Origin of the sequence: Lacrimispora amygdalina (assembly GCF_003432035.1) — a bacterium.
GTDB lineage: Bacteria > Bacillota > Clostridia > Lachnospirales > Lachnospiraceae > Lacrimispora > Lacrimispora amygdalina.
Genome location: NZ_QOHO01000025.1, coordinates 123696 through 136966 on the forward strand (window position 1 = coordinate 123696; position 13271 = coordinate 136966).

Sequence of the window (13271 nt, forward strand, 5' to 3'; positions counted from 1 at the left end):
TGTTTTGTTTTTTATAAACCTTCCGCTTCTGTAAAGGTAATTCCGCCTTCCAGCACCTTCGTATGTTTGTAGCCGTAGTAATCCAGCCGGTTTTGGAGCAGATAGGCACGCTTTCCCCTGTTGCATACCAAAAGGATATGATCATTCTTATCAAGACCTTCTACAGGTCCGTTAACTTCCGTTAATTCCACATGCATTGCTCCTGGAACAGAAGGAACCTGCCCGGCATCCACCAGCTTATAACCTTCTGCCATTCCCTTTGCGTATTCCGCCGGAGTCATGGATTTCAGACCGCCGTTTAACTTATTCAGTAAAATATTTAAGGTATGTACAAATGGATGAATAGCGGTAGAAAATGGAGGCGCATAAGCCAGATCCATATCTGCCAGATCATTTAGATCCGCCTTGCACATGATGGCAGTCACAGCCATATCCACAATTTTATCAACTGCCCCGCTGCCAACTGCCTGAACTCCCAGAAGGCGGAGCGTTTTCTTATCAGCGATCATTTTAATTATAAAATAGGAAGCACCCGGCATATAATGCGCCTTGTCATCCACCACCGCGATAACGCTGGCTGCATCAAACCCTTCCTCTATGGCCTGGGCCTCTGTCAGGCCGGTTCTGCCGGCATTTAATCCTGGAAGCTTACACACTGCCGTACCAAGTACGCCACGGTATAAGCGCTCTTCTCCTGTAATATTCTGCGCAATGAGCCTTCCGCTGATATTGGCCGTTGATCCCATGGGTGACCATGCCGGTTTTCCTGTGATGGCATTTCTCACCATGGCACAGTCTCCTGCCCCATAAATATCCTTATCATTGGTTCTTCCCTGAGAATCGGTAATAATCGTTCCCTTAAACATCTCGATTCCGGTTCCCTCTAAGAATTCTGTATTAGGTCTGATTCCTGCGCAGAAAACAACCATATCTGCTTTATAGGCACGTTTGTCCGTTATTACCTTCTCAACTTTTCCATCGCCCTCTAAAGCGGTTACCTTCACCCCGGTCACAACAGGAATTCCTGCATCCGCAATCCTCCGTTCCAGATAATCAGATACCTCCGAATCAAAGCCGGGAAGAATCTGAGGTGCCATATCCACTACAAAAGGCCTGATCCCTTCCGCTGCCAGATTCTCTGCCAGTTCCAGGCCGATATAGCCTGCACCAACCACAACCGCTTTCTTTATCCCTCCGTTTACCGCAAGATCCTTAATCCGAATGGCATCCTCAGGGGTTCTCATGGTAAATACATTCTGAAGTTCTCTTCCCTCAACAGGCGGAATAACCGGACTGGCTCCTGTTGCAATTACGAGCTTGTCATAGTGATAAACCGTTTCTTCTCCAGTCTCCAGATCAACCGCTGTCACCGTTTTCCCTTCACGATCCACCTTTGTTGCCTCTGTGCGGACCAACACCTTTGCCCCTGTGAGTTTCTCAAACTTCTGGGGGGTATTGACGATCAGCTGCTCCTTTTCGGGAATGACGTTTCCTACATAATACGGAAGTCCGCAGCCTGCATAAGAGATATTTTCTCCTTTATTCAAAATGATCACTTCATTTTCTCTGTCTTCCCGCATAAGCTTTGCAGCTGCTTTCGTGCCTGCAGCAACACCGCCAAGTACAATCACCTTCATTGTTTTTCTCCTTATAGTTTTTTCTGATAAATTGATTATTTATTATCAATATCATAACACTTGTTTTTTATACCGTAAAATAGTATTATCTAAAGCATGATATTGGTTTTTTCAATACCAGAAGAAAGGGGAATAAGATGGCAACCTTAAAACAGCTGAGAACCTTTACAGCGGTGGCAGAGACATTAAAAATGAGCGAGGCGGCCAAACGCCTCTACTTATCACAGCCTACGGTAAGTCAGATTATAGCAGATCTGGAGAAAGAATATGAAACGACATTTTTTAAAAGATATCCCAAGCGGCTGGAGCTGACACCCATGGGAAAGCTTTTCTGGGACAGAGCCCTGAATGTATTAAACAGCTATGAGACGTTAAACCAGTCCATGAAAAACTCTGCTGTCATCCGTCCTCTGCGGATTGGTGTCACCTTAACCATAGGAGATACCATGATCAGTGACATTATAGAGAAACTGAAAAAGAGCCATCCGGACATCTCCTGTTCTGTTTTTATAGAAAATACGAAGATACTGGAAAACCGCCTGATTCACAATGAGCTTGATATCGCACTTGTAGAAGGCGTGATATTAAATGACAAGATTCATACAGAACCAATTATGGAAGACGAACTGCAGCTGATTTACAGCAAAGACCATCCTTTTTCAGGAAAAGATGTGATCCGAGCAGAAGATCTATACAACTGTGAATTTATTCTGCGGGAAATCGGCAGCGGAACACGCTCCATTTTTGAAAACCTCATGCAGGCACACCACATTCCCTACTGTGTAAAATGGGAATCCTACAGCGGCTCTGCCATTCTTGACGGGGTTTCCAAAAACCTTGGTATTGGAGTCATCTCCACCCGCTATGTAAAAAGCGCTTCCCGGTCTGACGTTCTCCATACCCACCCAATTAAGGATATGCCCATGAACCGTTACTTTTATCTTTGCTATAATGTGTGTCACTCCTTTAACTCCCAGATGGCTGATTTCAAAGACGCTGCAAAGTCCATGGAACAGTGAACCGGCGGGAGTTTCCTGCTTTCTATGATGTGGGAAGCAGGATTTTCATGCCGTCATAGGCAAATTCAATTCCATCATACTGTTTTTGCAGCCTTAAGTAGTCGTCGTAGGATTTTCCCCAGTCTTCTTCTAAATGGGTAATTATGACTTTTCCTATCTGATATTTGTCCTTTAATTCAACAATCTCTTTCATAACAAATAATTCTTTCCGCAGATCATTGGTTTCATCAAGCACAAACCCATCCTTTAAATGATCTCCCACAATGGTATTGCCAATAATCAAAACATCGGCTTTATAAAATAGAAGGTGATCCGGAAATGGTTTGACATCGCAGGGTGCATAAATCACTTTCTGATGATGATTTTCTATTACAAAAACCGTTACTGTCCCGCTTTCATCAACCGGTACAAACTCAATATGTATCCCGTTTTTGTCCATATGGTTCATATTCTCCACTTTTGCAAGCCCCATGTCTTCATAATATTCCAGCATGGAACCATACTTGCTGCACTGACGCCTCAGTTCCTTTGTAATCTCAGGCATGGCCCCTACGGTCAGAGGCTGGCTGCAGGTTATCCCAACAGACCGGGCCAGCCAGTCCATCTTTAACTGTTCAATCACCCGGATTCCCATGGTATGATCCGGATCTGCGTGGCTGAATAATATGGTATCTATTTCTTTCACATCTGCACGGTTTAATGCCGCATTGATATCTTCCGGAGTATCAATTAATAAGTTTAAATCTTCTAAATACAGACTGCATCCGCATCTTGCATAGGGAACTCCTTTTATTCTGGCTTCCCTGCATATTCTGCATTGGCATAATGGTCTTGGAATGCTGACACAGCCGCCTGAACCGATTATTTTAATTTTCATATGGTCTCCTCTCGTGTATTGAAAAATTTTCTCATTTCGTGTGACGTTGTTACAGACATCATGCTTCACATTACTTATAATAGGGACATAAAACAACCCACTCATGGAAAGAAGGATATACAATGAATGCACAAACCCTTGTTGTTATAAAAGAAAACTGCCCCCAGAATCACCCCTGCCCCTCTGTCCGGATCTGTCCGGTCGGTGCCTTAAAGCAAAACGGTTTCCAGGCTCCCACCGTGGATATGGATGCCTGCATCCGCTGCGGCAAATGTACCAGATTCTGTCCAATGAATGCTCTGCGATTAGCCTGATTTTCTCATTTAAAATCATTTGGACTTAAGGGCAAATTCTCTGGAAAGAAACTTTCCCCCGCATAAGAAGATGCGAGTTTCAATTATGAGAATTTGCTCTTAAGTCCTTCTGATATCAATCTGTGATCTTATACCTTTACTGGTGTTTCAATGCCCCGGCAATCCCCCACACAGCTCCATACAAAACCGCTGCACACGGCCAGATAATCCAGGTCCTGCCCCAATCCTGTGTAAAAAAGCTGATGCCCAGATAAACAGCAGTCACGATACACCAGTAAACAGCCGGAATACGTTCTGTTTTTTTCTTTTCCATTTTTTTCGCTTCCGTGTAATCTCCTTCCTGAAGAAGAATCTGAAAGCAGGATTTCTTCTCCCCCGCCAGAACCAGCAGATAAACAGCCGCCGCCACGATAACAAACAATGCTTCCAGGCAGATGGTCTGTATGAATTCAGAAGCATCTAAGGAAGAGGCAATCAGCAGCGGGCATACGGAAATGATGCATAGAAACACCCCTGTGACCGTATAGATCCGGTTGATCCCTTCATACTCAGCCATTTTTTTGCGTATAATTGCTTCTACTCCATATTCCAGCCGGAACCCTTCTTTTTCCATATCTTTAAATCGTTCCATTTTCATCCCATTTAATATGAAAAACACGGTAGAAAGTCCAACAATCAGAAGAAGAACAATGACGCCAACACTCCCTGCCATTCCTTCACTGATTACATTTTCTTTATATTCCGCCAATGCGCCAAGATAAATAAGAACAACCGGCGACAGGATACAGGCTGAAACAGCCCCAGCCACCTGTTTCGATGCTTTGATCTTATTCTCCATAAATTCACCTGCAGCTTCCATAGTGATTCGTTTTATCCCGTTTTCACAATCAGGAACCTCTGGCGAAACTGCGGGTAAATCTTCCAGTTCCTCCTTCAGCAGATAATCCGTTGATACACCAAATAACTGACTGAGTTTTAAAATCCGCTCCAGATCCGGAATGGAAGCCCCTGATTCCCACTTGGAGACTGACTGTCTGGACACATCCATCTGGAAGGCAAGTTCTTCCTGGGACCACCCGTTTTTCTTTCTGAGTTCCATAATTTTTTCTGCTAAAATCACAATTATCCATCCTCTCATCATTCATTTTGTCACCTATCTGATGACTGCCTCTATTATAAGATTTTAACCGGTTGTCAACTACCAAGTGCACTGTATGATCTGACAACCAGCGGTTGCAATTAGCAAAAAACATAAGTTAAATAGGATAATTAAAACTCAGGTAATCAGAAAACGGGAACACAATATGGCTCCTGCCGTGCTCATTAAAGTTCCAAGCAGATAATATTCTGCGAAATCCTGGTCTTTGGATATCCGGTCATATCTGGCTATGGACTTAGCTGTTAAAACAAGCCCGGCTGCAGAATACTGTCCCCTGGATATCAAAATCAACATGATTATTCGTTCCATTGTGCCGATCAGCCTGCCTGCATTGCGGTTTCGTTTCATCTCTCCTGTCCTGTCCATAGGTTTATAGATCAGAAGCATTTTCTGAATCATTAAATTCATGGGTTTATGTACAAGAAGCAAAGCAAGAATCCAGGCTGCAGTCACCTCAAAAGAAATACCGGCCGTATCAAAAAAACCAGTGACTATCTGCCACTTCCATGTCTGAAAATGCTGGGAAGCCGGTATAAAAGAAATCACCAGAAGACTGATAATATGTAAAATCTGATCCACAAAAAAAATATTCCGTTCCTTTTCCGGTGTTTTTTTCTTTTGATTTGTCAATGTCATCAGATAAAAGTACTTCCCTGTATCAATAAAAAAATGGCAGATAGCCGCAGTCAGACTTAAATAAATCACATTTGCCGGTGACATCAGAGAATTGGTTAACACCATGGTTCCAAGATAGCTGAGACAATGAATCATAACCCAAAGAAACCTGCTCTCCTTCTTTTTTGCAGTCTCCTCTGTCTGTGTATAAAAATCCCCCAAAACGTGCCCTAATAAAAGCACTATCATATATTGTTCCAAATTCTAATCACCCAATTTCTCCCAATGCCTTTTCTACAGTATCAAAAGCTTCTTTATAAGCATAGTAATTTCCGGCCATAAGAACCCGGTTAACGGTTGGCTGTTTAATATTTAGTCTTTGGGCTGTGTCCGTCTGGTTATCCCGATGCTCCAGCATATCCTGTATGATCTCTCTCTGGCGTATTGTCCAGGTTGATTTTATGGCTGTCATCAGCCCAAATATAGCGTTTATGAGTGCCTGTGACTCCTGATTCTGGTCCTCCACCTCCAGCCGGATATCGGAAACACTGGTCTGTTTCTTCTTTTCATTCTCCTTTAAATATACTATGGCAGCTCTCGCCCTGTAGTACCCCGGTCCATCCGCCCCGATGGCCATATACGGATTGATTTCTGTAGTAATCTCTCCCAAACCGATTCCGAACCGGATTTTAACGGGATACATTCTGCTTTCTATTTTTGATATAATCTGCATTATTCTGGTTCCATTTGATAGTAAGCCCTGAAATTCGTCACCCAGGGTGATCATAAATCTGGACGCAATATCCTCTGAATATTGCTCATTCATTTCATTAAGCACCACTGCCAGATTTTCCTGAACTTCTTTTCTTCTTTCAATTGCTTTGGATCCCTTTATATCGCCGATTATGGCAAAATAAGGCTGTTTATTTATTAAAAAATGCATACTGATCCCTCCAATGGCTATAATTGTATTATATAGCTTATTATAGCTATAATCAACAATTATTCATCAGATAAGCTATATTATTTGCCGACAACAAAAGTCAGTTCTGTATCAGTGGAAAACTCTTCTGTATACCGGTACCCCAACGCGTTAAATTCCTTTAACTGTCCGATCTCAGTAATGCGATTCTCGGCCATAAACTTAACCATCTCTCCCCTTGCCATCTTGGCCAATGTTCCCTTTTGCTTTATTTTCCCATGATCCATTTCTCCAAATGTACATGTGACAAATGTATCCCTGGATGTCAAAAATGGCTTCACTGCCTGGGAATATTCCCTGGAGGCAAGATTTATCACAGTATGATCTTCTCTGGTCAGTTCTTTATAGATTCTGTTGTCCCAGAAGCCGTATAAATCACTGCTGTTTGAGACAGCCATGCGCGCCTGCATCTCCAGGCGGTATGGCACCACTCCGTCAAAGGGAGATAAAATTCCGTAAAATCCGGAGAGAATCCGCAGATGGGCTCCGATATAATCAAGAGCCTGACTGGTCAGAATAAGAGGTGCCATATGCTGGTACTGAAGACCTTCATACGCAAGAACTGCAGGGGTAAGATTATGTTCCAGATCCATATCAGCAAACCGCTTATAATTCAGCCCCGCCAGCTGATCGTTGCACCCCCACAATTTCTTCACCTCATCATAGGACATCTTTCTGATTCCTTCCCAGAGGATTCTGGTCTGTTCAAGTAAAACAGGCAGTCCGGCTGCCGGCAGGGAATCGGTATCCACATTCATCTTTTTCGCTGGTGAGATTATAATCTTCATTTAAATTTCCTTTAACATCTGCGCGGGATTTTCAGCCGCCTTTACTTTTCCCAATGCCTTTTGAATCACACCCTGTTCATCAATTAAATACGTGGTACGTACCACACCCATGGTCTTTTTTCCATACATATTCTTTTCCTGCCACACATCATATGCCTGTATCGCAGTCAGTTCTGTATCAGATAGAAGGGTAAAAGGCAGCCCATTCTTTTCTTCAAATTTCTTATGAGAAGCCACACTGTCCCTGCTGATGCCGATCACCACAGCATCCTTTTCAAGGAACTGGGGATAAAGCTGTGCAAATCCGCAAGCCTGGCTGGTGCAGCCCGGCGTCTGGTCCTTGGGGTAAAAATAAAGAATCACTTTCTTTCCCCTGTATTCTTCTAAAGTATGGATCACTCCATTCTGGTCCGGCAATTCAAATGACGGTGCTTTTGTTCCTGTCTCTAACATCTTTCTTCCCCTTTCCGTCTGTCTGTTCTTATTATTTAAACAGCGAGACAATCCATTTTTATGTATTTATATTATCATGAACAGGGGATTTTGTGGATAGAAAATCAGAATCAATTTCTATTTATACCCCGGTCCGGCAGGTAATTTAATTTCCGATATAATCAGCCCGGTCAGGGTAAGTAAAATGCCCATCACTGCAATACCTGTAATTGTCTCGTGAAGTATAAGCACTGAAGTAATAACCGTAATCACCGGTACCATATAAATATAAACACTGGTTTTCACCGCCCCCAGTATTTTCAGCGCATAATTCCAGGTTGCGAAACAAATGGCAGATGCCCCAAATCCGAGAAATAAAATATTAAATAAATTCACCGGCTTTATGATCTGGCTGACGTCCGGTTCAAACCCAGCAATACATAATACCGGCAGCATAAATAACAACCCGTAAAAGAAAATTCTTCGTGTTACTAAAATAGTGTGATAATGATACCCGCTGATTTTCTTTGTGAGAACGGAATAGACGGCCCATACGACTGCAGCCAGAACTGCCAGTATGTCACCCAATGGATTTAATTTCAGATTACTGCTCCCGTTAAAGCTGATGAGACATATACCCGCCACTGCTACTGCAAACCCAATAAAAAACTGGGTCCTCATTTTTTCTCCATCCAAAAGTAAATGGGCGAAAATCGCAGTAAAGAACGGTGCAATAGAAATAATAACTCCTACATTTGAAGCAAACGTATAGGTTAATGCTATGTTTTCCAGCAGAAAGTAAAGAGTGATACCGCATAATCCTGCTCCTGCAAAATACAGTTCCTGTTTCCTTTCCCTCACGTTCAGCCGGTGGGGATATAACACAAAAAGTGCAAGAAAACCGATTACAAATCTTATAAACAATAGTTCAAAGGGAGTAAATGCCTTTAAAAGTATTTTCGTCGATATGAATGTAGTCCCCCAGATAAAAATTGTAAACAATGAAAACAAATGTCCCTGAAACTCTTTTCTATTTTCCATGAAAACCCTTTCTGTATTTCAGTCAGCTTTAAGTATCTTTAAATATTTTACCATACTGCTTCGGTGTCAGTCCTATGTATCGTTTAAAAAAGTTGGAAAAATGGCTTTGATCGCTGAACCCCGTCTGCATCGCCGCATCAACAGGCATTACCCCCTGCTCCAGCAGCTTCTTGGCTCTGTCAATTCGTATCGTTTCCAGATAGCTGTAAGGAGAAATTCCCTTTTGCCTGGTAAATGACCGAAGCACATAATACTTGCTCAGTCCTGTCAATCTGCAAAGATCATTGAGCGAAATATTCTCCATATAATGAGTTTCCAGGAATTCACAAACCGCCCTTGCCTCCGTGCTTTGCTCCGTATGCTCTTTTGGCATATGCTGCTTTGTGTGTTCTTCAACCAGCTGCCCCAGAAGGAAAAAATATATCTCCTCTTTTTTAAAGTCCGTTTCTTCCTCCATAATCATCTGATGCAGTTCCCTTAATATACCAACCAGTTCGCTGTGAAAAATTACCTGAGGAGTAAAATAAGGCAGATATTCGTTTCCCGTTATTTCAAGCATTGCCCGTTTCATCGCTTCAGGCTGGATATTAACGCAGCGGTAATCAAAAGGATTTCCGTCGATTTGCTCGCAGGCGTGATTATCCCGCGGATTAAACAGCAGTAAATCCCCAGGTTCTACGGTGTAATCCCTGTTTTTGCAGTGTAAATACCGCTGGCCGTTTTCAATAAAACCAATTACATAATAATCATGAAAATGGTTAGGAAACTTTTGCATGACACCCTGAAAATGATAGGCCTCAACATTTAATTCCCCATCATATTTCACAGTCCGTATTTCCTTCTTCATAAAGTGATCCCTCCTTTCTCTCCTGTCTGAAGCATAGTATAACATAGATAATGGTAACTTTCTTGTATGATATTGCCTCTGACCATGTTAAAACACACCTGTTACCATTGATAACCCACCTCTTGCCTGAAACCTATTTACAACGCTGATGTTTTCAGATAGAATTAGCGCATAAAAGTGAAATGGCGGGTGGAAAACCAGATTGAAGCAATCGTTGGTGGAGTGAGCGAGAAAGGAAGAGGAAATACCGGCAGCGATACTGCTCCTGTTTTAAAACTGGTTGGCGAGCTTAATTTCGCGGGGGTAGAAATTATTTATATCTGATGAAAAAACGGGCTTCAGTCAGTTATGACTGGAGCCCATATAATTATTATCATTATCCTTTCACCAATCCATGAACTTCGCATAAATCATTCTTCTGCAGTTCAACCAAATCAAAGCTTACAGAAAGGCCATCGTAATTTAACATCTTTCCATAAAGAACATCATCTAACCCCAGCAATATTTTAATACATTCCACTGCCTGTAAGGAACCGATCACACCAACCACTGCTCCCAGTACCGGACCTGGCCGTTTCAGCTTTGTATTGCCGTAGCCAATACATTCCAAACATGGAAAATCTCTTTTTATAGACATAACAAAGCCATAAAAACTGTACACGCCGCCTTCAACCAAAGGAATATCCTGTTTTATACATTCCCTGTTCACAATTAATCTTGTTTCTACATTATCAACACAATCAATTACTACATCTGCACCATTGATTATCTTGCCAATATTCTCTTCGTCTATCCTTTCAGAAACAGGATTGATTGTGATTTTAGAGTTTAAGCTGTTTAAGACATCTCCTGCCAGCTCTGCTTTATTCATTCCCATATCTTTTTCATGGTAAAGGAATTGCCTGTTTAAGTTGGATTCTGATACTGTATCATAATCAATCAGTGTTATTGTTCCGACTCCTGCACATGCCAGATAAGTCAGAACCGGTGAAGCAAGACCTCCTGCACCAATTACTGTGACTTTTGATTTTTTTAATGTATTCTGTCCCTCTTCACCAATTTCCTTCATTAAAATCTGACGTTCATATCTCATAATCAGCCTCCTCCTACCGGTGGAAACAGGGCCAGAACATCCTCATCTTTTACAGAAGCATCTAACCTGGAATGTCTTCCATTAATTAAGCAGATTGCCACCTCTTCATGAGGTATGTGAAAATAATCGATTACCTCAGCAGCTGTCTGAAACTGACCGGCCTCCAGGAAGGTAATCTTTTGCCTGCCTTCACGGAATGTAGCAAATAATCTTACTTCTATCATCATAACCTCCATTGTTGATATACCTTGTTTTATACTGTCGTCTTCTTTATTATATAAATATAGGAAGGATTTTATAAATGAAGCATCGCTTTCACTTAAAATCCTTCCTGTATATAATAGCGGCACGACTGACTTTATTACTTTTTTGTTACCGGTATGGAAACTATAAGCCCAGACGTGCTAATGTTTCCTCAGTAGGAAATGCATTTTCCCAACCGCGTACTTTATAATATTCCGGTAATGTAATTTTAATCTGGCTTACCTGTCCTTTGGATGGACCATCCGGTATCGGCTGCTCTGTCAGACGTTTGGGAAGTCTGTCATCTTCCGGCTTCATACCCGCAGCTTTATTAAACAACCGTTCAATGTTATAGATCCGCTCCCCTACTTCTAAAAGTTCCTCAGCTGTATAGCTGGTTCCTGTACCTGCATTTAACATGGCAGCATATTCAGGTGCTCCCAAAGCAAATGAGGTGAACAGACAAAGTCCCATAGAATCAATGACTGCAGTCAGGTCCTGGAATATCTTCGTCCACAATGCCTTTCCTTCGGTTTCGGTACGGTCTAACTGCTGTGGTAATCCAAGAATCTCCGGTGAGATTAAATAACCTCTTACGTGACAGCCGCCCCGGTTACTTGTTGCATAGGTGATACCAATTCCCTGAATTGCACGGGCATCGTATGCGGGCATCTCCTGTTTCTTAACACTCATGGAAATTTCGGGATGTCCATAGTATTCACATAAACGGTAAGAACCCTGGGCCATCAGCCTGGCTAACGGAATCTCTGACTCACCCATCCGCTTGGTCCACTCTATGATTGCCTCTGCATTGCCCCACTTTAACGGCACGCCTTCACATTCTTCTTCCTTAATCAAACCCTTTTCATACAATTCCATGGCTGCTGCAATGGTACAGGGAGTAGAGATCGCATCTAATCCATATTCATTGCACCAGTAGTTGGCGGTATTAATTGCATTTAAATCATTAATTCCGCAGTTTCCGCCATATGCCCATAATGGTTCATATTCCGGTCCGCCTGCAACCTTACCCTCAACATTGATAACACGGCCGCAACCAATGGGACATCTGTGGCAGAAGCTCTGTTTTACAAGATACTGGTCTTTTAAGCTTTCGCCGGAGGTATCGTCCGCTTCCTCATAATAGGACCCCTGCCAGTTTCTGGTAGGAAATGCACCGGTATTATTAATAATGTTAACAAGCACTGCCGTTCCGTATGTAGGTAAACCGCCTCCGGTTACCCCATTCTCTTTTATCGCCTTCAGACATCCTTTTGTCACTTCCTGCAAAGCTTCCGGATCATATGATTCAATGGAGGATTTTGTTGCTGTAACCGTAATCGCTTTTAAATTCTTTGACCCCATAACTGCGCCGACACCGCTTCTGCCTGCTGCACGGTCTTTATCATTCATAATTGCGGCTAATAAGGATAATTTTTCGCCTGCTGGTCCGATATTTAAAACGGAACACTTCTCATGTACTTTTTTTAACTTCTCATCAATTTCTTCACTCAACATGCCAACATATTCATCTGCCGGCAGAATCTCGATCTTATCATCCACTACATTGATATAAACTGGTGTCTTTGCCTTTCCTTCCACTATAATGGCATCCCACCCTGCATATTTGAGCTTTGCGCCCCATACACCACCGGAATTAGAACTTGCAATCATACCGGTTAACGGTGACTTGGTTACAACCATATAACGGCCGGAAGTAGGTGTCTTGGTTCCGGTCATGGCACCGGTTATATAAATTAACTTGTTATCTTCCGATAAAGGATCAACGGTTGCAATTCCTTCATCATATAGCATCTTGGTTCCGAGACCGCGGCCTCCAATAAACTTTCTGGCCAGATCCATATTAAGTTCATCTACCCTGATCTCTCCAGTTGATAAATTAATTCGGGCTATCTTTCCATTGTACGCTGTCTGCATAATAACACCCTTTCCTTTCATTGTTTAATAGTAAACTGTAACGAAATAGAAAAGGAGTCCTTTCCAAACGCGGGAGGCACTAATTCTTAGGTTAGTACCCATAGGTTTTATCTACTCAAGATAAAACTCGGATCCTTAAATTTATTGTACATTATTCGTCAAAAAAATGCAATTAGTTTTTTATTTGTTGTTTTTTTAACAAATTTTTTCTTTTATTGACAATATTTTTTGTAACATTTTTCATTTACTGGTCTTTTATTCTATATGCCTGATTTGCTCACCGATT

15 protein-coding genes and 1 riboswitch are annotated in these 13271 nt (G+C 42.1%); of the genes, 3 read left to right on the forward strand and 12 right to left on the reverse strand.

Annotation, left to right across the window (positions count from 1 at the left end; genetic code table 11):
* Positions 1-11: 11 nt before the first annotated feature.
* Entirely contained in the window at positions 12-1637 is a 1626-nt protein-coding gene (locus DS742_RS09045; protein WP_117416667.1) for an FAD-dependent oxidoreductase, read from the reverse strand.
* 137 nt (positions 1638-1774) lie between these two features.
* Here DS742_RS09045 and DS742_RS09050 point away from each other — a divergent pair, with 137 nt between their 5' ends.
* Complete coding sequence (locus DS742_RS09050) at positions 1775-2656, forward strand: LysR family transcriptional regulator (RefSeq protein ID WP_117416668.1); 882 nt, start codon at positions 1775-1777, stop codon at positions 2654-2656.
* 22 nt (positions 2657-2678) lie between these two features.
* On the opposite strand, the gene DS742_RS09055 is transcribed toward DS742_RS09050, so the two are convergent.
* The gene (locus DS742_RS09055; RefSeq protein ID WP_117416669.1) at positions 2679-3533 is read right to left on the reverse strand and encodes an MBL fold metallo-hydrolase; all 855 of its coding nucleotides are present in this window, start codon (positions 3531-3533) and stop codon (positions 2679-2681) included.
* Between the two features lie 122 nt (positions 3534-3655).
* Here DS742_RS09055 and DS742_RS09060 point away from each other — a divergent pair, with 122 nt between their 5' ends.
* A complete protein-coding gene (locus DS742_RS09060) occupies positions 3656-3847 on the forward strand; it encodes a 4Fe-4S binding protein (protein ID WP_117416670.1) in 192 nt (63 codons plus the stop codon).
* A gap of 136 nt (positions 3848-3983) precedes the next feature.
* Here DS742_RS09060 and DS742_RS09065 read toward each other — a convergent pair whose 3' ends face one another.
* From DS742_RS09065 to DS742_RS09095, 7 genes are all read right to left on the reverse strand, one after another.
* Positions 3984-4988, reverse strand: coding sequence for a helix-turn-helix domain-containing protein (locus tag DS742_RS09065; RefSeq protein WP_117416671.1), 1005 nt, complete (start codon positions 4986-4988; stop codon positions 3984-3986).
* A 135-nt stretch (positions 4989-5123) separates the two neighbouring features.
* Positions 5124-5882 carry a DUF3307 domain-containing protein gene (locus DS742_RS09070; protein ID WP_147325744.1) on the reverse strand — a complete coding sequence of 253 codons (759 nt, stop codon included), beginning with the start codon at positions 5880-5882 and terminating at the stop codon, positions 5124-5126.
* Between the two features lie 7 nt (positions 5883-5889).
* Positions 5890-6564 (reverse strand): SatD family protein, encoded by a 675-nt coding sequence (locus tag DS742_RS09075; RefSeq protein WP_117416673.1) that lies wholly within the window; start codon positions 6562-6564, stop codon positions 5890-5892.
* Positions 6565-6644: 80 nt separating this feature from the next.
* Positions 6645-7391 (reverse strand): peroxide stress protein YaaA, encoded by a 747-nt coding sequence (yaaA, locus tag DS742_RS09080; protein ID WP_117416674.1) that lies wholly within the window; start codon positions 7389-7391, stop codon positions 6645-6647.
* The gene (gene bcp / locus DS742_RS09085) at positions 7392-7844 is read right to left on the reverse strand and encodes a thioredoxin-dependent thiol peroxidase (protein WP_117416675.1); all 453 of its coding nucleotides are present in this window, start codon (positions 7842-7844) and stop codon (positions 7392-7394) included.
* A gap of 117 nt (positions 7845-7961) precedes the next feature.
* Positions 7962-8864: a DMT family transporter gene (locus DS742_RS09090; RefSeq protein WP_117416676.1), complete on the reverse strand. Its 903-nt coding sequence runs from the start codon at positions 8862-8864 to the stop codon at positions 7962-7964.
* 28 nt (positions 8865-8892) lie between these two features.
* The gene (locus DS742_RS09095) at positions 8893-9711 is read right to left on the reverse strand and encodes an AraC family ligand binding domain-containing protein (RefSeq protein WP_117416677.1); all 819 of its coding nucleotides are present in this window, start codon (positions 9709-9711) and stop codon (positions 8893-8895) included.
* Between the two features lie 189 nt (positions 9712-9900).
* On the opposite strand from DS742_RS09095, the gene DS742_RS29770 reads away from it, so the two are divergent.
* Complete coding sequence (locus tag DS742_RS29770; RefSeq protein WP_278335951.1) at positions 9901-10035, forward strand: hypothetical protein; 135 nt, start codon at positions 9901-9903, stop codon at positions 10033-10035.
* 52 nt (positions 10036-10087) lie between these two features.
* On the opposite strand, the gene DS742_RS09100 is transcribed toward DS742_RS29770, so the two are convergent.
* The 3 genes from DS742_RS09100 to DS742_RS09110 form a co-directional block, all read right to left on the reverse strand.
* Complete coding sequence (locus tag DS742_RS09100) at positions 10088-10804, reverse strand: HesA/MoeB/ThiF family protein (protein ID WP_117416678.1); 717 nt, start codon at positions 10802-10804, stop codon at positions 10088-10090.
* Between the two features lie 2 nt (positions 10805-10806).
* Entirely contained in the window at positions 10807-11031 is a 225-nt protein-coding gene (locus DS742_RS09105; protein ID WP_117416679.1) for a MoaD/ThiS family protein, read from the reverse strand.
* Between the two features lie 160 nt (positions 11032-11191).
* Positions 11192-12985, reverse strand: coding sequence for an aldehyde ferredoxin oxidoreductase family protein (locus DS742_RS09110; RefSeq protein ID WP_117416680.1), 1794 nt, complete (start codon positions 12983-12985; stop codon positions 11192-11194).
* Positions 12986-13025: 40 nt separating this feature from the next.
* Positions 13026-13130, reverse strand: a riboswitch (molybdenum cofactor riboswitch).
* Positions 13131-13271 lie beyond the last annotated feature (141 nt).